Origin of the sequence: Thiomonas sp. (genome assembly GCF_034007205.1) — a bacterium.
Classification (GTDB): domain Bacteria; phylum Pseudomonadota; class Gammaproteobacteria; order Burkholderiales; family Burkholderiaceae_C; genus Thiomonas.
This window is the reverse complement of the sequence record NZ_JAVERI010000010.1, coordinates 99,129-118,230: the sequence shown is the minus strand read 5'-3', so window position 1 is coordinate 118,230 and position 19,102 is coordinate 99,129. Positions and strand designations below refer to the sequence as shown.

The 19,102-nt window shown below is 65.2% G+C and carries 21 protein-coding genes; all 21 read right to left on the bottom strand.

Annotated features, from left to right (window positions below):
- Positions 1-4: 4 nt before the first annotated feature.
- Positions 5-295 carry a hypothetical protein gene (locus tag RBR52_RS10015; RefSeq protein ID WP_320377058.1) on the bottom strand — a complete coding sequence of 97 codons (291 nt, stop codon included), beginning with the start codon at positions 293-295 and terminating at the stop codon, positions 5-7.
- A gap of 108 nt (positions 296-403) precedes the next feature.
- Positions 404-901, bottom strand: coding sequence for a hypothetical protein (locus tag RBR52_RS10010; protein ID WP_320377057.1), 498 nt, complete (start codon positions 899-901; stop codon positions 404-406).
- The gene (locus tag RBR52_RS10005) at positions 898-1,398 is read right to left on the bottom strand and encodes a lysozyme (RefSeq protein WP_320377056.1); all 501 of its coding nucleotides are present in this window, start codon (positions 1,396-1,398) and stop codon (positions 898-900) included. Before RBR52_RS10005 ends, RBR52_RS10010 begins: the two co-directional genes overlap by 4 nt.
- Positions 1,395-1,622 (bottom strand): hypothetical protein, encoded by a 228-nt coding sequence (locus tag RBR52_RS10000; RefSeq protein WP_320377055.1) that lies wholly within the window; start codon positions 1,620-1,622, stop codon positions 1,395-1,397. Before RBR52_RS10000 ends, RBR52_RS10005 begins: the two co-directional genes overlap by 4 nt.
- Complete coding sequence (locus RBR52_RS09995) at positions 1,619-1,924, bottom strand: DUF6127 family protein (protein WP_115075718.1); 306 nt, start codon at positions 1,922-1,924, stop codon at positions 1,619-1,621. Before RBR52_RS09995 ends, RBR52_RS10000 begins: the two co-directional genes overlap by 4 nt.
- A gap of 66 nt (positions 1,925-1,990) precedes the next feature.
- Positions 1,991-2,212, bottom strand: coding sequence for a hypothetical protein (locus tag RBR52_RS09990; RefSeq protein WP_320377054.1), 222 nt, complete (start codon positions 2,210-2,212; stop codon positions 1,991-1,993).
- Positions 2,205-4,172 (bottom strand): hypothetical protein, encoded by a 1,968-nt coding sequence (locus RBR52_RS09985; protein WP_320377053.1) that lies wholly within the window; start codon positions 4,170-4,172, stop codon positions 2,205-2,207. Before RBR52_RS09985 ends, RBR52_RS09990 begins: the two co-directional genes overlap by 8 nt.
- Positions 4,173-4,235: 63 nt before the next feature.
- The gene (locus RBR52_RS09980) at positions 4,236-4,631 is read right to left on the bottom strand and encodes a hypothetical protein (RefSeq protein ID WP_128313629.1); all 396 of its coding nucleotides are present in this window, start codon (positions 4,629-4,631) and stop codon (positions 4,236-4,238) included.
- On the bottom strand, positions 4,628-5,713 hold the full coding sequence (locus RBR52_RS09975) for a hypothetical protein (RefSeq protein ID WP_320377052.1): 1,086 nt from the start codon (positions 5,711-5,713) through the stop codon (positions 4,628-4,630). The genes RBR52_RS09980 and RBR52_RS09975 overlap by 4 nt, the downstream gene beginning before the upstream one ends.
- 3 nt (positions 5,714-5,716) lie before the next feature.
- Positions 5,717-6,982, bottom strand: coding sequence for a hypothetical protein (locus RBR52_RS09970; RefSeq protein ID WP_320377050.1), 1,266 nt, complete (start codon positions 6,980-6,982; stop codon positions 5,717-5,719).
- Positions 6,983-7,029: 47 nt separating this feature from the next.
- Entirely contained in the window at positions 7,030-10,638 is a 3,609-nt protein-coding gene (locus tag RBR52_RS09965) for a hypothetical protein (RefSeq protein ID WP_320377049.1), read from the bottom strand.
- A 78-nt stretch (positions 10,639-10,716) separates the two neighbouring features.
- A complete protein-coding gene (locus RBR52_RS09960) occupies positions 10,717-11,124 on the bottom strand; it encodes a hypothetical protein (RefSeq protein ID WP_320377048.1) in 408 nt (135 codons plus the stop codon).
- A 36-nt stretch (positions 11,125-11,160) separates the two neighbouring features.
- Positions 11,161-15,141, bottom strand: a complete 3,981-nt coding sequence (locus RBR52_RS09955; protein ID WP_320377047.1) for a tape measure protein — start codon at positions 15,139-15,141, stop codon at positions 11,161-11,163.
- A gap of 1 nt (position 15,142) precedes the next feature.
- Positions 15,143-15,787 (bottom strand): DUF6441 family protein, encoded by a 645-nt coding sequence (locus RBR52_RS09950; RefSeq protein WP_320377046.1) that lies wholly within the window; start codon positions 15,785-15,787, stop codon positions 15,143-15,145.
- A complete protein-coding gene (locus tag RBR52_RS09945; protein ID WP_320377045.1) occupies positions 15,762-15,917 on the bottom strand; it encodes a hypothetical protein in 156 nt (51 codons plus the stop codon). The genes RBR52_RS09950 and RBR52_RS09945 overlap by 26 nt, the downstream gene beginning before the upstream one ends.
- 50 nt (positions 15,918-15,967) lie before the next feature.
- Entirely contained in the window at positions 15,968-16,366 is a 399-nt protein-coding gene (locus RBR52_RS09940) for a hypothetical protein (RefSeq protein ID WP_218559714.1), read from the bottom strand.
- Positions 16,367-16,377: 11 nt separating this feature from the next.
- Positions 16,378-17,130 (bottom strand): hypothetical protein, encoded by a 753-nt coding sequence (locus RBR52_RS09935; protein ID WP_320377044.1) that lies wholly within the window; start codon positions 17,128-17,130, stop codon positions 16,378-16,380.
- Positions 17,127-17,339 carry a hypothetical protein gene (locus tag RBR52_RS09930; RefSeq protein WP_320377043.1) on the bottom strand — a complete coding sequence of 71 codons (213 nt, stop codon included), beginning with the start codon at positions 17,337-17,339 and terminating at the stop codon, positions 17,127-17,129. The genes RBR52_RS09935 and RBR52_RS09930 overlap by 4 nt, the downstream gene beginning before the upstream one ends.
- Positions 17,340-17,344: 5 nt before the next feature.
- Positions 17,345-17,791: a hypothetical protein gene (locus RBR52_RS09925; RefSeq protein WP_320377042.1), complete on the bottom strand. Its 447-nt coding sequence runs from the start codon at positions 17,789-17,791 to the stop codon at positions 17,345-17,347.
- A 4-nt stretch (positions 17,792-17,795) separates the two neighbouring features.
- Positions 17,796-18,098 (bottom strand): hypothetical protein, encoded by a 303-nt coding sequence (locus RBR52_RS09920; protein WP_069376976.1) that lies wholly within the window; start codon positions 18,096-18,098, stop codon positions 17,796-17,798.
- On the bottom strand, positions 18,098-19,102 hold the full coding sequence (locus RBR52_RS09915; protein ID WP_024541998.1) for a major capsid protein: 1,005 nt from the start codon (positions 19,100-19,102) through the stop codon (positions 18,098-18,100). Before RBR52_RS09915 ends, RBR52_RS09920 begins: the two co-directional genes overlap by 1 nt.

The following is a 19,102-nucleotide window of genomic DNA, read 5'->3' as shown; positions in this document are numbered from 1 at the left end:
TGGGCTATTCCATGTGACCGATCACGTCGAGGCGTTCGTCGCCGCGCTGAAAGGCACCGAACCAACCCTCGCTGGAGTCGGCGCGGGTACGGCTTACCAGCAATGTGAATCCCTCGCAACCTCGTGCCTTGGCGGTGGCAAAGTCGGTGGTGTCGAATTTGGCTTCGCGCACCAGCGTCTTGGCCACGGACTTCATGGCCGATTCAAACAGGTCGAGCAGATGGTCTTGCAGGCTGGCGTCGATGTTGCGCGAGGTCACATCGTCAATGACGGCGTGCTTGAATCGATTACTCATAGTTAGTGCTCCGTGGTGGTTACGGATGTCATGAACGCGCTGTTCGGTCTGAAAGCCAAGCGCATTCGGGATGGAATGAGCGGGTGTTGCGAAGTCGCCAAGCGCTGATTACTTGGGGGCAGATTTCATCTCACTGACCCACACCTGCAACGCCCTCAGTTGCTCTGCGTTTTCATGGCAGGTCTGGTAGTTGGCGGCAACGGTTCCGGCGACGGCAGAGAGCGCAATGCCTGCGGCGGCCTCATCAGTATCTCGGGCGGGCTCGGGCAGCTCACCGGCGGCGGCAGCGTCGTGCAGGCGCACAAAGCCACGGTTGATAGTGCAAGCAGCATCGACTTGAACGGGCACATAGACGGGAACCTCCTTGAAGATGGTGTCGCCCTTCTCGCGGATGACGCGGACGCGGTCGACGTACTGGGTGACAACCTTGACGGTGGCTTGCGCTTGCCGCTCGCGGACGGCGGCGACCTGCAGGGTTTGCTGCCGGATGGCGGCATCCCATTGCTCTTGAACGTGGCTCGCACCCTTGATCCAGCCGAAGCCAATCAGGGCGACGCCGAGCGCCGCGAGGGCCAACAGCCGGTACGGCCACGGAATAACGCTCACGACGCCTCCCCGATGCACTGCCGGTATTCGGCTTCTCGCCGTGTAGCCAGCCCGCCGCACAGCCGCGCGTTGGTGGGCAGCGCGCAGTCTTTGCCCTGGAAGAAGCGCCAGCGCAGCAGCTCGGCGCAGGCCCCGGCGTAGTCCTCGGCGTTGAGTTTCCTGACCAGCGTGGACTGGCAGAACGCGCGGCTGCCGACGTTGTAGGAAAAGCTCACTAGCGCGTCGTACTCGTGCTGGGCAAGGGGCACGTTCACGCACTGCTTGAGCGCACCCTCGAACTGCTGCACATCGGTGAGCGCCCGAGCCAGCGCCTTCGGCGGCGTGGTGGTATCGCCCAGCTTCACGTCGGTGGTAGTACCGAAGCCGATGGTCGGCACATCGCCCTTGACCGGGATCACCGCGCGGTCGGTGTAGCCCTCGTGCAGCACGATGCCAACCAGTGCGGCGGCGGACAGCGTCAGCGCGGCCACCGTGCGTCTTTGCGGTGGCCGGATCATCGGTGCATCTCCGGCTGCGCCACGATGCGCGAGACGGTCGCGCCGATGCTGGCGACAAAGGCCAGCAGCACAAACGCGCCGCGCGGCAGTACGTCCCCGAACAGCGGCACCACCACTTCTGCCGCCGTGAAGGCAGCGGCCAGCAGAGAGAAGCGAATACTCCAGGCACGTCGCAACACGCGCCGCCAGTCGTCCAGAAGGCAGATCTTCGGCTTCGCGGTCATTGGACGCCTCCCATCAACTTCAACTTGATGGCGGCCCCCACCAGCAGCGCGGCCAGGATGCCGGTGGTCACGACCTTGATGGTGGTCTGCCACGCCGTTCGGCGGGCATCGCGCCACGCCTCCAGCAGATCGCGCAGTTCGCGGATGTCCTTCGCGGCGCTGCCGTTCTCCAGCCCGAGATGTGCAAGACAACGCTCGGCTCCGCGTTCGGCCGCACGGTCGAGCAGTTCGTCGAAATCCTCGCGGCGCAGCAGGAGCATGTTTTCCACGAGGGCGGCGGGTTGATGTTCGGGTTCAGTCATTGCAGGTCTCCAGAAAAGCGAAACCCGCCTCGCGGGCGGGTTCAGGGGTGATCAGGAAGATGGGTTTCAGATTTCGATGATTTCCAGCGTCAGGCTGGGTGCGCCGCCTTCGATGACGTCATCACGCAAGAACACCTTCTGGCCGATGGCAGCGCTGCCGCGTGCGCGGATCAAGCCACCGCCGGGCAACGCGACGATCACGACGCCGGAGCTGACGTCCACCACCGTTCCTGCCTGCAACGGTGGGTCGGGAATGAGTTGGCGGAACTGCTCGTAGAGGTTATGCATGGCTCTGCACCCCCAAGGTCTGCCAGACCTCCGGCATTCCTGTCTCGACTTGCGTCGAGCGCACGATGCCCAGCCTCGTCACGCTGCCGTCCTGGTACTCGACGAACGCACCCGGCTCGATGACCCCCGTCTCGGCCAGCACCGGCAGGCGCAGGCTCACCTCGATCTGTTGCCCGGTATCGGCCAGAACCGAGATGCCCCGCTGGCGCGCCGCAGCGGCTTCGGTGATCAGCGCATCGACCACCATCGGGGCCAGCACATCCCCGGCAGTCCCGGTCCGGGTCACTTGCCCGAGCACGCCGACGTCTTGCCCGGACACGAACACGCGGTTGTAGCCGGGCTTCTCCACCCAGCGCAGGGACTCGCGGGCCACCGCATCGACGGGCAGCACGAAGTCTGGCGTGACGGTGTTCCACTCCCACGGTGCGACCGGATACCGGTGGCGCACGCGGATGCTCTGTTCGGACCGGTGCGGGATCAGGTAACCCCCAGCCGCACTAGCAATGGCAATCAGGGCTTCCATCCACGTACCCTGCTGGGTGAATACCCCGGACGGGACGTTCCAGTCGGTCAGACCCCAATCGATGCTCCAACCCAGCGGGATACCGTTGAGCGTGAGAACATCGTCCATCAACTGTCGCGCCGTGCGCGCCTGCGGTTGCTGGAAGTTCATTACCGGCGCGTAAGGCGCGGCCAGCACGGCGTTGCGCCCTCTTCCCGAGATGCGGATGCTCGCGTCGCCGAACACCCGCTCGCGACTGATGCTCTCGGCCAGCACTCGGAACGGCGTCCCGTTGACGCTGGCCACCAGTTCAACCGGGCCGCCGTTGCTGCCGGGGGCGACGAGGCTTGTAGCGGCGGCGGGCAGCAGCGCATCGAAGCCCCACGTCCAGGAGGCTGCATCGAGCGACAGCGAGAGATTGAACACCGGCACCGGCAGGCCATCGGGCAGCCGGTACAGCGTCACGTTGTTGATCACGAAATACACCCTCCGAACGGGAACGACTACCGGCTCCCCATCAGGAGGTGGCGGGTCGATGTGGTTTTCACAAACGAACAGCAAGTGGCTGTCCGCTGGGGCCAACGCGGCGAACAGCAGGTGGGCGCTCGGCGTGTAGCAAGGCTGCGGCGCGGGCGGCTCTGGGATCACCCAGATGCTGATTCCAGGCGGTGGCGGGACGGCATCCTGATACCGGCCACACCAACCCCACACGAAGGCACTCGCGCTCTGAAAATCACTCCCTTGACGCTGGGTGAGCTGCTGCGCGGTTTTCCAAAGGCTCACCCGTCCCGCGCGCTTGGTGCGGTCGCCGTCTTGATGACGAAACCTCGTCGCATCGCGCAGGCGGGACGCGTTCTGGAACAAGCTCAGTCGAGCCAATTCGAGAGACGTGCCATCCTGATGCGCGAACCAAGTCAGATCGTGGAAGCGCCGAGCCTGTTGCTGGCCGGTGCGATGCTGCGCAGGCAGCGACGCCAAGACCGGGGGTAACCGATGGTCGACGCCTTGCGGAGCGGCAATCGTGCGCCGCCAGAACGTCTTCCAGCCTGCGGGCGTTGCAGCCGCATCCTGCTGGCCCTGCTTCGCGCCGTCCTCCGTCTGCTGCGCCACCCGCCAGAGGTGCGAAGTCCGACCCACCGTGGGACGCTGCGTGTGCGACGCGTACCTGACTTCGCCGGTGAACACGACGCCGGGCAGGCTTGCGCCAGCGCCAGCCCCCACGTTCAAGGGCACGCTCGGGCGCAAGACCAATGACTGCACCGTCAAGCCCGGCAGTTGGGCCAACAACTCTGCCCGGGCCGGTGGAATGAACTTGATCGTGACGACGGGCAGCGGCAGTGTGGCCCGCACCGTCACATCGTCGCGCGGGGCAATGTAGTTGGCCCCGAACACCAAATTGGCGTCGGTGGCGGCCGGTTGATCGAAGAGCAGATCGACCAGGGGCGGACCTACCACCACGGTGACGGCGGGCGCGGGTAACGTGGCGACCAGGGTCACCTCGTTCGACACGGCAGGCACGGCTTACCCCAGGATGGCCGACACCATCCGGGCGTCACCGCCCAGATAGAGGTTGGTGCTGGCCAGTTTGACGTCGCCATCGCCGTCAGTACCGCTGCAATCCAGATCCAAAGCCGTGACTTCGTTACCGTTGACCAGCCGCGCCCACGTGGCGACGCCGGTGCTGGTGATCAAACCGTCCTCCTGTTGCGTCAGGGTGAGAAGTCCGCCCGCAATCGTGCCTGCGGGCTTGGTGAGCCTGATCTCGACCAGCATCGCGCTCGCGGGCGTCGTCGCCGGGGTGGCGGGACGCGTACCGCCGTAAATGCGCAGGCGTGCCGGGTTGGTGCCTGCGTCGAGGAAGGCCAAGGTGCCTGCCAGCCGCGCCTCGTTATGTTCGACAGTGATGGCAACGGTCACGGCATCATCTCCGGGCGTAGGTTGTCCGCGATCACGGCACGGTACATCTGCTTGTGGTCGTGGCTGACCACGGTGTATCGCTGCGCCGGGTCCAGCAGTTCGAATCGGTAGTTGCCTCCGGTGTCTGACCAGGTCTCGGCGACCAGGACGCGGGTGTTCTCGCTGATGAGCTGCACCCTCCGCACCAGCGGTTGGTCGGGTTGTCCCTTCTCCTTGACGGTTCCGGCGATGAAGCCGGAGCCGCTAAAGTGGATGTTCTTGCGACCGTTCGGAATCGGATGGAACTGCCAGTCGTAGCCACCACCTCGGTTCCACTGATTGCTCGACGGGCTGTTGAGACGCGACAAGTCGAGCTGGGCATTGACGCCGATGTTGGCGGCGGGATTGGGCGGCACCGAGGTCGAGCCCCCGGCCAGGGGCAGGAGATCGTCGTCGGCGTTCACGCCCACCGTCGTCGGAAAAGCAGGCAAACCAGACGGGGTGTCGCCTGCGATAGCGTGGACGCGTGCCGTGGCCCCGTACAAAAAGACGCCAGGAATCAGTTTGCCCCTGTAGGCGGCATCGCCGACTTGGAACATCAGTACTCCACCAGCTTTGAACTGGATCAATCGGGCCCAGGGCACGCCGTTGGCATCTAAGGCACCGACGATCACCTCGCAGCGCAGGGTCAACCGCTGGCCGACATTGAACGTCGGCGCCACGTCGGCCAACCCAGCAATGGGCCTCGCCCCATCATTGACGCCACCCGTCACCCCAGCCCCGTCACCGAAACCACTGTTCCAGTGGGAAACACTCCACCCCCCGTCGAGGTGTGCGAACCGGTAGCCTTCGGAGCCAGTGCCAGTGGTCATCCACAGGCCGATGTGTTTGCGGGCGCTTGGGTCGGTCAGCAACTCGACGTCGGCTTCGAACCAGAAATCGCCGTGGGCGGTTTCATTGAAGCGCAGAATGGACTGGCTGTTAGGAGCCGAGATGTCGATGGATTGCTGCGCGCTGTTGTGCGTCGCGGACATTCCGCCCAGGACTGCGGTGTAGCCGGTGGCAGGCGCCGTGGCGAAGGACTCGCTCAGCGGGTAGCTCATGGCTTACCTCCACGGCCCGGTGATGTCGAACGCGATCTGCGCGCCTTCGGTTTCCGAGCTGTACTGCGTCCTGACCAACAGGAACTTTCTGCCTTCCTGGCCGACGACGTTGTCGACGATGGTCTGGTCGCTGTACGGACGATCCTGGGGCATCCACAGCATTCCAGGCAGGATGCCGCGCATGTGGCCATCCTCCTGCCGCACGTAGGTGGGCAGCAGCCACAAGCTGTAGTCGGCTCCATTCGGGAACGGCGTCGGGCCCCGGCCGCAGATCTGCTGGCCATTGTTCGTGTTCAGGGACGTGAGCCCAAACCGCACCGGGTTGCCAAGTTGGGTGTGGTTGCGCAGCAGCACCTTGCCCGTGAAGTCCAGGGACGAGACCAACCCGTAGCCGCTGAACTGGCCGGGATAGCTCCAGTAGTTGCTCATCCCCGAGTAGTTGTCATCGGCAGCCAGCACCGTGGCGTAGTTGTCACCCGGCTTGAAGCTGATGAGGTCCCCGAAGCAGTAGCTGTTGCGGCCATACCAGCCGTAGCCCGCCGCGTTGGTGCAGAAGAGGAAGAACAGGCGGTCGTCACCGATCAGCACCCAGTTGCGCCCACCGCCGCCGCTGTCGCCATTGCTCTCGTACTGGGGGCCGCGCGCGTGGAACCACTTGTACCAACCCCACTGGCTGGCGGTGACCTGTTTCCAGTTCTGCGTCGGGTTGTTCGGGTCATAGGGAGCCTGCGCGCCGACGATGGTGTCGATGTCCGACAGGTCTTCGACGATGCCGACGTTGGCCCACTTGGCCCAGCCCGTCGTGTAGTTGGGCGTCTTGAGGCTGTTGTCGATCAGCAGAATGTTTTGCGGGGACTGCGGGTTCTTGCTGCGGTAGGCGGCCTTGTGAGTCGACGAGAACGGCTTCTCCCACCCCAGCGGGGCAACCTTGGCCGAGAGACTCGTCGCCGTCGTGGCGGTCGAGACGGGCGTGCCGGTCACCGCATAGGTGAACGTGGTCATCGTCGCCGTCAGTACGCGGAACTGTCCGTTGTACTCGGGCTGCTCAGCGCCAGCGATCTCGACCACCTGAAATGGCCGATATGCGTGGCCCGAGGAAATGGTCGCCGTGGCGATGCCGTCGGCGAAGGTCAACGTGTCGATGGCCTTCAAGGCGAAGCCATTGATCAGGCACGCATCGAGCATGGTCACCAGATCGCCCCAGTTGTTGGCGATCTGGGGCGCGCCGGTCATACCGCTGCTGAAGTATTTGACGGTCAGGTCGGTCATAGCAATTCCTGCGAGAAGGGTTCAAAGATCAGGGGGCACCCACACCATCAGGGCGTGTCGACATCCCCACGAATCAGCAACGTGAAGTGGTCGTCGGGCACGGACTCCGGTCCCTGCTGGACGGTGCGCACCACCCAGACCGGGAACTGGCTGCCGATGGTGTTGAAGCGCAGCACGTTGCCGGTGGCCCAGCCGTTGCCCCAGCCGAGCGCGGGCAGACGGAAGTACGGCACGCCGGTCGCCGGGTTGTTGGGGGCGCAGTCGGCGCTGGTATTTCCGGTGGCGATCACACCGACGTTCTCGCCGATGACCTCGAACGAGGTGCTGTTGGTCATCCGAACCACCCAGCGCTCGGTGAGCGCCCCGCGATTGGTGACCGTGATCGGGTACTGGGTGTGGTTGAAGGTGGCGGTGGCGGCGCTGCCGATCAGTTCATCCGACCAGCTGCCGTTCCAGGTGCTCTGGTCGAACACGAGGTTCACGCGGGCGAACAGGTCACCGGCCACCAGCGCACTGGAGACAAAACTGCCAGAGACCGGATCGCCGGGACTGGCCAGCGGATAGGCGTGCGTCAGCGGGCGCGTGAAGCTGATCTCGCCGTTGATCTGCACGTCGCGCACTACGGCCATGTCCTCGATGCGGTGCTCGATGGTCACTGGCTGGCTGTAGCCAGTCACGTCGGTAAACGTGACGGTGCCTGCTTCCAGATCGGTAACGTAGCCTGTGTGGATCACCACGCCGTTGTGGCCGACCACACGCACGCGCGACAGACGCACCCGCGCGCAATCGATGGTCTGGCCGTTGCTGACCGAGGCAGTGATGCGACCGGTGTGGCCGACGACGGCGAAGCCTCCTGGACGGAAGATCGGCACACGCCCGTCGCTAGGCAGGCGTACCGGGTCGATACCCAGCAACGCCGAATCCAGGGGCAGATAGCTGTAGGCCACTGCGCTGTAGCGCAGGCTGGAGGCCGCCACCGGCTCTGGCCGGAAAATCTTGCCGTCTGGCCGCACGTTCTCGGCGTCGAACCACGGCTCGCTCTCGTTGCCCGCCGCCGTGACCACGGTGCCAAACCGCACTCGCACAAGGCCAGTGTCGTAATCGACGCTGCCGATGACGCCAGACGCGGTGATCGTGCCGTCGATGCCTGCCGTCACGGTCTGGGCTCCACCCACCGCGCGGGCGAACTGAATGGAGAGCGATCCGGGACGCAGCGGCGCAGCACCGGTGCGGAACACGTAATCGCTGGAGATGTTCTCGCCCACCGTGGTCACGCAACTGGCGCGCGTGATGCTGTTGGTCGCGCCCGCCGACCACGAGGTGAGCGTCACCGTACCAGAGAGGTAGTTGATGCTGCCACGCGTGACCCAGCCGCTGGGCGTGAATTCGCGCAGCGTGCCCTGACCGTTGTCGCCCCAGGGCTGGCTGCCCGCGATGGCCAGCAACACCGTGCCGGTCACCACCTGCGCGTTGATGCCGGGCACCAGCCGAAACGATGGGCTGAACGCGAACGTCTCACTGTGGTTGCTGGTCGAGCCCGCGCTGTTGTAGCGCAGCAAGACGCGGCCGGACTCGTCGTTCGGGTAGAGCGACGGCGCATCCACGTAGTTGATGCCGCCGTAGTTGAGGCGGAACATCTGGCCCACGCCCGACGCCCAGCCAAGGCGCTGCGCCCCGTAGACAGGACTTGGAATCTTTACAGTGACGTCGGGCTGGAACTGCACCGCCCCGGTGGCGTAGTTGACGCTACCGATGACTTGGCCTGCGCGCAGCACATTGCCCGCACCATCGTCGCGGGCGTATTGCGTGGGATCGACCCCGTTCCACAGGCCTAGCCCCATCGCCTGAATCTGCTGCAGCGTGTAGACCCCGAGTACGGCGGTGTCCGTCAGGGTGTTCCACTCGATCTCCAATGAACCCGGCTCGATGGAGCCCAGGGTTGCAGTCACCGGCACCTTGCCCTGGCCATCGCGCGAGGGGTGCGCGAAGCTGTCCTCCTGCTTGGGGCCCGCAACGTAGTCCACGGTCAGCAGTGCGCCGACTGGCGGCAGGACATTCGGCGCGAAGCTCAAGAGGTTCTGCGCGACGTTCAGACTACCGGTGGCAGCACCACTGAGCTCGCCAGACGTGGTGGCGGACGCCGTGCGCGTGCCCGTGCCGCTCTCGTGTGGCCAGGTGATGGTGAGCGTGCCCGGCTGAACGCTTTTGCCTTCGGGCGGGGCAAGCAGCAGGGCCTGCGATGCCTTCAGAGCGGCGGTTGGCTGCTGCGTTTCCTGGGTCGGCACGTTCCACGTCAGGATCAGCGATGAGCCCACGTCGGGCAGTGCCCCCAAGGTCACGACGAAGGCCCCGGTGTTCTTGTTGAAAGTACCCGCGCCATAGCTGGCATCCAGCCCTTTGAGGGAGCCATTGCCGCCATCCGAAAGCACGTACCAACGGCCCTGCGCCATGTAGCTGATGGCAAGCGTGCCGGGTTGCGGCACCGGATTTACGGTGCCGACGTAGGACTGGCTGCGCGATTCCGGCGTGACCGCGATCTCCGCGCTTTGCGGCGCGCGCTGCAGTTGTGCAGCAGGTATGTAGGTGATGGCCTTGCTGTTGGACATCGAGCCGGAGTTCAGGCTCAGGATGCCGTTGGCGTAGTCGATGGTGCCCAGCGTGCCGCTGGCGGTCTTGAGCAGGCCCGCATCGTCGAAGATCGTGATGCCATCGGTGACGATGGACAGCGACCCCGGCAGGCAGCCACCCGGCAGGTTGAATTTGATGCTGGTGTTCCAGGCGTGGCTGGCCGTGTAGCTCACGGGTGCCGCGCCCGGTACCGGCAACCCTGCTGCGGCGTAGGGTGGCACGAAGGAGATCGGCGTCTCGGTCTGGGCGCTGGGCACGAGCTGCGTGTAGATGGACGCGCCCTTGATGGTGAAGTCGCCCACATTGGCAGCCTGCGTCAGCGGCACGACGCCGACGTAGGTGCCCGCGTCGGCCACCACCGTGTCGCGCGTTTTCGTGCTGTTGGTTGCCCGCGTGAAGGTTCTACTGGCGGGCGAGCCCGTAAAATCAAAGCGCAGCGCGTCGCTGATGGCGACGGTGACGACCGCCGCCTTGTAGTCCTGGTCGGTGTTGTAAGTGAAGCTGCGCTCGACCACCGACACGGCGGTGGCGCGGATGTACTGCTCCTTCTGCGTGGGCAGTCCTTCGTTCTCGATCAGGACGAGAGTCTGGCCGACGTTGGGCACGGCGTCGCTCAGGCGCTGGAAGAGCTGGATCACCCGCTGCCCGGCGATGTGGTTCTCGAACAGGTAGCCCGCCCACTCCGGCCCTTTGTTGAGGTAAGCCTCGATGCGGGTCTGGGCCTGCTCACGGGTGTCGAAGGTCTTTCGGGTGGAAAACAGCGTGACGCTGACGCGCTCGTCCTGCGGCGGCTCGGCCACGATGACGTTGGCCCCGAAGTAGGTGTCGGTGTCATCCGTGGCCACTTGCACGAAGCTCTTGCGCAAGTTGACACGGCCTCCGGCGCGATCCAGCTCGGAGATGTCGGGGAAGATGGCGTTCGATACGCCATCGGCAATCACGAGGCCCGTGGGCGCGCCGCCGCCTTCGGGCACGTCCGCCATCACGGCGGACTTGAGCAGCTTCACGTCGCCAGATTGAATTGGCATCTCAGCCTCCGCAGAGCCGCCTCAAGGAGGCTGAAGCCCCCTCGGGGGGCAGCGAACAAAGTGAGCGTGGGGGCATTGCTAAATCTCCAAAAATCGAAGAGTCAAGCGGTAGAAGTCGTTGCCGGATCGCGCCGGGATGCCCAGCACGGGTTCGGCCTCGATGGCGACCTCCTGGTGGCGGAAAGCGACCGTGAAGACCCGGCCATCGGCGAAAGTGAGTTCGAAGCGGCCTGTGGTGCCGCCCACCGGAATCGCCGCCCACCCGCGCAACTGCTCCACGGCGGCACGCGTCACCCAAGCCATATCGGGTGCGCCCACCAGGGTGATCGGGCGGCCTGCCTGCCGGGTGGCCGACTGAATCAGCAAGGCCCCAGTGATCAGGTAGGACGCATTGCCAACCGCAGGCGACCAAGCGTGCTCGTCGCTCCACAGCAAGTCGTCAGGCAATGGCAGAGCCACCCCGGTGTCGAGGTTCTTCAGTTGCATCGGGAAACCCTCAGGCAGAGAAACAGGAGCGCACGGTCAAGCCGTGCGGGCGCGGGCGTTGTCCAGCAGTTGCAGCAGTCGCGCTTCGTCGCGCGCATCGACGGTGGCGTTGACCTTCTGTTGTCCCGAGGACAGTTCCACGCGCACGGTGCGGGTGGGCGTACCTTCGGGCAATGAGGGACGTGGCAGGCTGCTGCCAACGGGTTGCACCAGACCACCGGTGGCGAAGCCCTGAATGCCCGCCAGCGCACGCCCGGCCAGGGCCTGCGCCGGGGCAGACAGGTTGTTGATGGCTTCAAAGAAGCCCACGCCAAGGCGCGCCACCGCCGATCGGTTGACCACGTACTCACCCGGAGTGAGCATTGCTGGCACGGTGTCGGATTTGGACAGGCCGCCCTTGGCGAAAAACTCGCCGTCCAGCGATTCCATGTAATCGATCAGATCCCGCTCAAGATCCTTGCCGTAGATCATCGGCTGGGCCATAGCGAAGCGCCAGCGTTGCTTGATCTGGTCGAGGTTGGCGCGCTCGTTGGCGGTGAGCGTCTTGCGGTCGATGATCTTTTCCAACGCAGAGCGATCCTGACGCGCCAGAGGAGTCCAGTACGCGAAGGTCTTGTCGCGGGCGTCCAAACTTCCGCTGTAGCTGATCTGCCCCAGGCCTTGCAGCCCGAGCTCGATCATCTTTTCGGCCTCGACCACGTCCCGGTTGCGTTTGGGCTGGGTCACCGTGACCGGGCCACCCTTGGCAAAGTGCGCCACACCACCCACTGCGCGGTTCGCTAGTCGCGAGAGCGCGCCGCTGCCGTACTTCTGCACCGCCGCCTTGCGGATCACGAAGGCACCAGCATCCAGGGTGCGCGGCACGGTGTCGTGGTGGCCGGAGCCGGGCACCGAGCCACCGCTCATCCGTGGAAAGGCCGGAGCCACCGCACCGCCGTCGGCAAACCGCCGCACGCCACCCACCAGACCACCGGTGGCATTGGTTTCTACTTTGGTCACGTAGATGGTGTGAGTGCTGGAGGTGTTTCGCCCGTTGAGGCTGTCGATCTCCGCGCGTGCCGCACCGACGTTGCTGGCCACCTGATGCTGCGACTCGGTCTGGATGCGATCCAGCGCCTTGATCATCCCCTCAACATTGGTGATAGCCGCCTGCGCCTTCTCGGTCGCCACCTTCAGCTCGAACTGCGCGTTTTGGTCGGCGTAGGTCTTGAGCCTATCCAGTGCCTCCTTGGCCTTGGATACATCGGCATCGACCGGCAGCGTCTTGCCTTCCTTGAGCAACTGCTCGTATTCCTTGAGCTTCTTCTCCGCTTCCTGCAGATCGGCCTGGATCTGGAGCAGGTATTCCTTTTCGGCCAGCGCCTTGTCCAGATCAGCGATGGCCTTGTCGAAGCGCGTGGTGTCGGCGTCGAGCGTGACTTTCAGCCCGTCCTTGAGCTTGGCCGTGATGTCGTCGACCTGGCGCGTGGTCTCGGTCAGCGTCCGCTGAATCTCATCGCGCGCCGTGATTGCCGAGCGTGCCGCCGTCTGGTGCGCCTTCGCTTCGGCATCCAGCGTCTGGTTGAGAATCTCCTCGGACTGGCGAATACGGTCGATGGCATCGCGCACGCCCTGTTTGCCCTGCGCGGCCTGCACGTCGGCATCCTTGGCCTTCTGCGCCAGTTCCGCGCGCAACTGATCGGCTTGCCGCATCAAATCGGCGGCCTGCTGGTACTCCTGCCTGCGGTATGCCTCGCGCGACTGTGCTTCCAGCTGCGTGACCTGAGACACCGCTTGCTCGGACTGTTTGCGCGCTTCCTCGCCGCGCTTAGCCTCGTTGGTCTGGCTGGTGGCCACCTGCGCGGCCATGTCCATCGCTTGTCTAGCCAGCTGGCGGGCAAGTTCCAACTCGCCATTGGCCAGCGCCCGGCGCGCCTGCTCCTGCATCTCAGTAATCTGGCGCTTGCGATCCTCGGTGGCCTCGTACTCCGTCATGCCCTGACGGCGGATTTCGCGGATGCGCTCCTCCGTGGACATCGACAACTGGCGCTTGGCTTCCTCGATGCGCTGCACTTCGGCCAGATGCCGGTTGGCTTCGGCGTTGAGCGCGTCGATGTGCTGGCGGTACTCGGAGAGCGCCTGCGTCAAGGTCTGGCGCTTGGTGGCGAGGATGTCGTTCTCGACCCGCTGCACGTTGGCGCGGCGCTCTTCCTCGGTCTGGCCTTGCCGGGCGGCGGCATCCTTGCGCGCCTGCGTTTCCTGATCGATCAGACCGAGCGTCTCGGTCGTGGCCTGACGGCGCAGGGTTGCCTGCTGGGTCAGCGCCTCGGCGAGCAGCTGGGTGGATTTGGCGATTTTGGCGGTTTCGGACTGCTGGGTGCGCTCCAGTTCCGCCTTCTCCTGCTCGTAGCGGTTCTTCACCGCCTGCACCTGCTGCGCGAGACTGGCCTCGACGATGGCGGTCAGCCCCTTGTAGGCCTCGGCCATCCTGGCGGTGGCGTCGTTGACCACGCCTTGGGCCTTGCCCACCGCCTGTTCGACCTCGCCCAGCCGGGACTTGAGCTTTTCCAGGGCGGAGTGGACGGCCTCGATGCCGCGCCCGACCGCTTCCTGCGTGCCCTGGCGCACGGCTTCGAGTCGCTTGGCGATTTCCTCGGCAGCGGTCGCGGCGGTGTCCATCGCGCCCTTGGCGGCGTTCGCCCCTTCCGTGGCGTCGGCGTACATTTCGGCGAAGATGCGGTTCATCTCCGCGAGCCGCTGTTCGTGGCGCTTGGTGGCTTCGGCGATGGTGTCAGAAGTGAAGATGGCGGCGAACACCTCCCACTGGAAGCGCAGGTGCTCGATGCCCTTCATCAGCACCTCGACCATGAAGATGCCCGCCTTGCGGACGATCTCGAATTTCTCCGACAGCCACGTCCCGATCTCCCAACCGATGATGGCCGCGCCGAGCACACCGAACGCCACGCGCAGCTTGCCCACCGTGGCGATGGCGTTCGACACCGACAGGTTGGCCGCTGCCCACGCCGCTGCCGTGGTGCTGGCCGCCGTCACGGCTGCTGCACCTGCTGTCTGCCACGCGATGATCAGCGCCGGGATCAGGCGGTAGACCAGTACCGCGAGGCCGACCTCGGCGATGCGCCCCAGCCACTTCATCACCGTTTCCAGGTTCTCCGACAACCACGTCAGGGCCTCGGCGAGCTTCTGGGTAAAGCCCGTCGATTCGTCCAGACGACTGATCCACTGCCCGAAGGCGTTCGACAGACGCGTGAAGGCCTGGCTCACGGTCATCGGCAGTTGGGCGTACTCGGCGGCCAGCTTGTCCTTCTGGCTCATTAGAGCGTTCACCACCACATCGGCGGTGAGGCGGCCTTCCTCGGCGAGCTTGCGCAGCCGTCCGATGGGCACGTTCAGGCCGTCGGCCAGCGCCTTGGCCAGACGCGGGCTGTTTTCGACGACGGAGTTGAACTCCTCGCCGCGCAGCACCCCAGAGGCCAATGCCTGACCAAACTGCAGCAGGGACGACTGCGCCTCAGTGGCCGATGCGCCGGAGATCCGCAGCGCCTGCGAGATACTTTCGGTGAGCGAGAGCGCATCCTGCTGCTCGCCGCCCAGCATCCGCACCGCCTGTTGGAGCTTGCCGTAGAGGGTGGCCGTCTCCTGGATCGGCACGCCGATGCGCTGCGCGATGGCGAACAGCTCTTTCTGGGCGACCGTGTACTCGCGGCTGCCTGCGGTCGCGAGCTTCAGGCGCGCAGACATCATGTTCCAGGCGTCGGCGATCTGGACGATCTCCTGCACCTTGCCGCTGCCCCAGTTGATGGTGAGGAAGGCCAGCAACTGCGTCTTGGCCTTGGCGACCTGATCGCCAAAGGCGTTCATTCCGGCCTTGACCTCGGCCACCCCGGCAGCGGCCTTGTCGCTTGCGGTCTTAGCGCTGGAGCCGAACCCGCCGAGGCTGCGTTCGGCCGAGGTGATGGCGCGCTTGAGCCCTTCGTCCGCGCCTTCTAGTGCAACAAGGATGGAAATGCGGTTTGCCATCTCAGTCCACCAGCCGTAACTGCTTCTCGATCCGTGCAGAGAGGCGCGGGATGCGACCGGCGACGATGCGCTCGACGTTCAGCCGCTTCTTGAGCTGCACGCGCGGCACCAGCACGGCGATGGGCACGTCGGCACCGCGCTTCAGCTTCTTGATGCCCTCGGCTTTTCGGTAGCGGCGTTTGAAGCCCGACAGTGGCCGGTCGTGTTCCTTGATGTTCTCGGCCATCAGCACGATGTTCCCCTTGGCGTTCTTGATGAAATAGGCATTGCCGCCGCGCATCAGCTCGGCGATCTGCGCCTTGAAGCGTTTGCGGCCGACACGCCCGTGTAGCGGGATCAGCATCCGGCCTCCAATGACGCCGCCCCGCTCGTGAATACCCGACCACGGGATGCGCGAGCCGACGTAGAGCGCGGGCAGCCGGTTCTTGTCCTTGTCCAGCACCTTGGCGGTGAAGCCCTTGACGAAGGACTTCTTGACCACCGCCATCTGGCCCGCAACGTGGCTGCGCACGTCCTGCTTGAGTTCGGCGGCCTCACTGGCGATGCCACGCGCGACCGCCTTCTGCACTTTCTCGCGGAACTCGCCGCCCCAGCGGCGCAACTGCGCCTGCGCGGCCTTGCTATCGATGCGAACCGAGATGCGCATGGTCTTGGAGCCTGTCGAGGGTCTGGTCGATGTGACGTGGATCGCCGCGTGCGCCGATGGCGATCAGCGAGAGCAGCCGCGCATCGCGTGCGGCGTCCTCCCGCACGGTGGCGGCAGCGAAGCCGTGCACCTGCGCCAGGGTGTAGTCGAGGATGTCCGGCAGCCGGTGGCCGTGGGCAATCAGGTGCTGGACGGTGTCGAACCACCCGTGGCCATTGCTGCCGTCGCGCCCGTCCGCGCGATCAGCCCGTCGAGCCGAGGCATCACCGTCCGGGTAAAAAAATCGGCGTTGACCTCGATCACCTTGGCCGCCAGCAGGATGGCCTGGTCGGCATCGAGCGCGTCTACCCACGCGCGCGGTTTGCCGACAGCGATGGACACTGCGGTCAGCAGGTCGTCGCCGCGCTCGCCGAACAGTGCCAGCCAGTCGATGCCATCGCCGCCGATCTGCTGCATCACCGGGGTGATAGCGCGCAGGAAGGCGGGCATCTGGCCGACCTTGAGTGGCTTGATCGCCAGCGGCTCGCCATCGATGACCAGCTCCACCGCCTGCGGGATGAGGGTTTCCAAATCGCTCATGGCAGTCCCCATCACAGTTGCACGATGCGGCCGAACTGGCCGAGCACCGCGTCATAGGGTTTGGTGGTGTCGGCCAGCAGCGAGCCTTCCAGCTCGAACTTGTTGTACTCGTCCGAGATGAAGGAGATTTCCTTCAAGGGGTCGAAGGCGACGCGGTACAGCTCCACCAGCACCTTGGCGTTGCCCTGCGCGGTGTTGACGCCTTCCAGGCGCAGGAACCGCTCGGGCAGTGCCTGCGTGAAGATGCCGATCTCCGTGGCGACGCCGTAGCTGTAGGCCGCCTTGAACGGCGCGGTGAAGCCGGTGGTATCCAGAAACTGGAGGGCACCGAAGTCGGTGTCGGCGGTGTAGTGCGTGCCTGCGGTCAGCGTCGCGGGCGTTCCTGCCGAGTCGGTCACCACCAGCGCCGACACCTTCGGGTGGGCGAAAAAGTAGCGGTCGCCGACCACGGGCGCGGCACCGCCGATGGGTTCGGCGGTCACCGTGCCGGTACTGCCGGTGACGTGGTTGCCGTACAGGGCCAGGGCGAGGTTTTCCTTGGTGAACTCCTCGATGGTGAGGTTCACGGTGGCGGACTTCTGCTTGACCATCCGGTGATCCAGCGAGCGCTGGCCGGTCTGGCTCTCGTAGTGCTCCAGCACGTCGGTCTTGAGTGAGAGCTTCAGCTCGGCCACGTTGCCGGGCGAGCGCACTTCGATGGGAAGGCCGTCGATATCGCGCTTGCCGAGGAAGACGCGGCCTTGAAACGATGCATAGGTGCTCATGATTTGGATTCCTTGCGTTGGGTGGTTTTGGGTTCGATGGGGGTGCCGTCGCCTTCCGGCTGCGGCACGGGTGCGGGCTGACGGTCGTGGCGGGCGATGCCGTTGGCGATGAGCCAGTCGGCAGTGCCGCTTTCCACGTCAAGCCGTTCGCCCGGCTGCAGCGGCTTGCCCGCGTGGGTGTGCGGGCGGATCAAAACGAGTGATGTCATGGGAGTCATCCGTTGGTTGAAAGATCGGTGTCGAGCGTCCGGTAGGTGATCGCGTAGCGCGCGGGAATAGCGGCGGCCACCGCGTCGGCGTCCTCGACATCCCACTCGCATTCCTGCTCGCGGATGCCCAAGGCAAGGCCACCCAGATTCCGGTCGGCCAGCAGCGCGGCGTGGGCGGCGGTGAGCAGCCGGTCGGCTTCGGTTTCCGGAATGGCGGGAGGTACCGCGCGGGCCAGCGCGACGAGGCGCACCGTGAGCTCACGCGTCACGCGGTCGTTGGCACGCTCGGTGATGGATTCGGACTCGGGAAACACCACCAGCGCCGGGCATTGCTCCCGGCTGATGGCCACCGTGGGCGAGCGGTGTAGCGTGGCACCGAGCGATTCCACCGGCGTGCGGACAGCCGCCATCACCGCGAGCAGAATCTGTTCGCGGATCGAGTTGCCGGACACGGCACTACACCCGGGTGAGCTGTGCGCGCATCTCCGAGCCGTCGCCCACGGCCCGGGTGCTACGCACCTGATAGATCACGCCATCGATCTCGACCGCCTCGCGCGGAACCAGCCCCAGGAACACCGAGGCCGGATACGACATCTGATAGTCGGTGGTCGAGGCCAGGCCGTCGAACACGGTGTCGTCCGGAGCGGCGAAGCCAACCGGGTGGCGCTGCGCTGTCGTGCCGTCCGAAGGACGCCAGAGGCAGTCCTTCAAGAGCCCGGCATTGGCGGCCGATTCGTAGATCTGCTCGACGAGACTCATCACGCCACCGTCAACTTCACCAGCACACCCGGACGATGGCACATCGGCAGCGGGTTGGACTGCGTGTGCAGATCGGTGCCCCGGTCGAACTTGCGCGGCTCCTGCTTGGCGTACAGCGGCTGGCCGACCGTGTTGACGGTTTCGTTGAAATCCGCCGGTGCGAAGTAGGTGCCGAAGGTGTCGATGGTGCCCAGCGGGAAGGCATGAGCCTCGCCAGCGGCGATGAAACGGCGTGCGGTTCCGCTGGCATCGGTGGCCTGCCCCCGGTACTCCTCGAAGGTGATACCGCCGTAGGTGAAGCCGCGACGCACGTCGTTGATGAGGATTGCCCCGTTCTGCCAGTTCTCGAAGGCCTTCTCGACCTTGGCGTGGCCGGTGAGCGCGGCGAAGAACTCCGGCGAGCACAGGCAATGGACACCATTCATGAACTCGCCTTTGAGGTTCTCCTCGATGGTTGCCAGCACCGTGGTGCACTTGGCTTTCACATTGGTGCCCGCCGTGCCCAGCTCGAAGGCCACCGCCTGCTGGGTGATATCGAAGGCATCGAACAGGTCGTAGAGAACCGAGCCGTCCGCGTCGAGGATCACGCCCTTGAGCGCACCCATGCGCAGGTGCTCCAGCGTGATCGCATGCTTGTTGCGCATCGTCTCCAGATGGCGCGCGATCACGCCTGCCACCGTCTCGGTTTCGGTTTCCGAGCCGAAGGCACGGATGCCTTGGACTTCCTCCGGCAGCACCACGTCGTCGTGCGGGATGTGCGGCACCACGAAGGAGCGCAGCTTGCGTTTTCCACGCACGCCAACCGTGCCGGGTGAACCCGGTGGCAGCGTAGGCAGCAAGTTGAGCACGCCGTTCATTTCCTCGACGACGATCTGGCGCTGCCGTACCGGCTTGGACGGCATCAGGTTCAGTTCTTCCAGACGCCCGTAGCGGTTGGGCAGGATGTTGATGGCGGCGGTCAGCGCCGTCATCGAGAAGGCGGGATTGCTGAAGGGGTTGTTCAT

Coding starts and splice junctions, on each gene's coding strand:
- RBR52_RS09940 (WP_218559714.1), bottom strand. CDS start 16,366: ATGAGCGATTTGGAAACCCTCATCCCGCAGGCGGTGGAGCTGGTCATC.
- RBR52_RS09935 (WP_320377044.1), bottom strand. CDS start 17,130: ATGAGCACCTATGCATCGTTTCAAGGCCGCGTCTTCCTCGGCAAGCGC.
- RBR52_RS09920 (WP_069376976.1), bottom strand. CDS start 18,098: ATGAGTCTCGTCGAGCAGATCTACGAATCGGCCGCCAATGCCGGGCTC.
- RBR52_RS09990 (WP_320377054.1), bottom strand. CDS start 2,212: ATGCATAACCTCTACGAGCAGTTCCGCCAACTCATTCCCGACCCACCG.
- RBR52_RS09915 (WP_024541998.1), bottom strand. CDS start 19,102: ATGAACAACCCCTTCAGCAATCCCGCCTTCTCGATGACGGCGCTGACC.
- RBR52_RS09955 (WP_320377047.1), bottom strand. CDS start 15,141: ATGGCAAACCGCATTTCCATCCTTGTTGCACTAGAAGGCGCGGACGAA.
- RBR52_RS10005 (WP_320377056.1), bottom strand. CDS start 1,398: ATGATCCGGCCACCGCAAAGACGCACGGTGGCCGCGCTGACGCTGTCC.
- RBR52_RS09970 (WP_320377050.1), bottom strand. CDS start 6,982: ATGACCGACCTGACCGTCAAATACTTCAGCAGCGGTATGACCGGCGCG.
- RBR52_RS09930 (WP_320377043.1), bottom strand. CDS start 17,339: ATGACATCACTCGTTTTGATCCGCCCGCACACCCACGCGGGCAAGCCG.
- RBR52_RS09995 (WP_115075718.1), bottom strand. CDS start 1,924: ATGACTGAACCCGAACATCAACCCGCCGCCCTCGTGGAAAACATGCTC.
- RBR52_RS09965 (WP_320377049.1), bottom strand. CDS start 10,638: ATGCCAATTCAATCTGGCGACGTGAAGCTGCTCAAGTCCGCCGTGATG.
- RBR52_RS09975 (WP_320377052.1), bottom strand. CDS start 5,713: ATGAGCTACCCGCTGAGCGAGTCCTTCGCCACGGCGCCTGCCACCGGC.
- RBR52_RS09950 (WP_320377046.1), bottom strand. CDS start 15,787: ATGCGCATCTCGGTTCGCATCGATAGCAAGGCCGCGCAGGCGCAGTTG.
- RBR52_RS09960 (WP_320377048.1), bottom strand. CDS start 11,124: ATGCAACTGAAGAACCTCGACACCGGGGTGGCTCTGCCATTGCCTGAC.
- RBR52_RS10000 (WP_320377055.1), bottom strand. CDS start 1,622: ATGACCGCGAAGCCGAAGATCTGCCTTCTGGACGACTGGCGGCGCGTG.
- RBR52_RS10015 (WP_320377058.1), bottom strand. CDS start 295: ATGAGTAATCGATTCAAGCACGCCGTCATTGACGATGTGACCTCGCGC.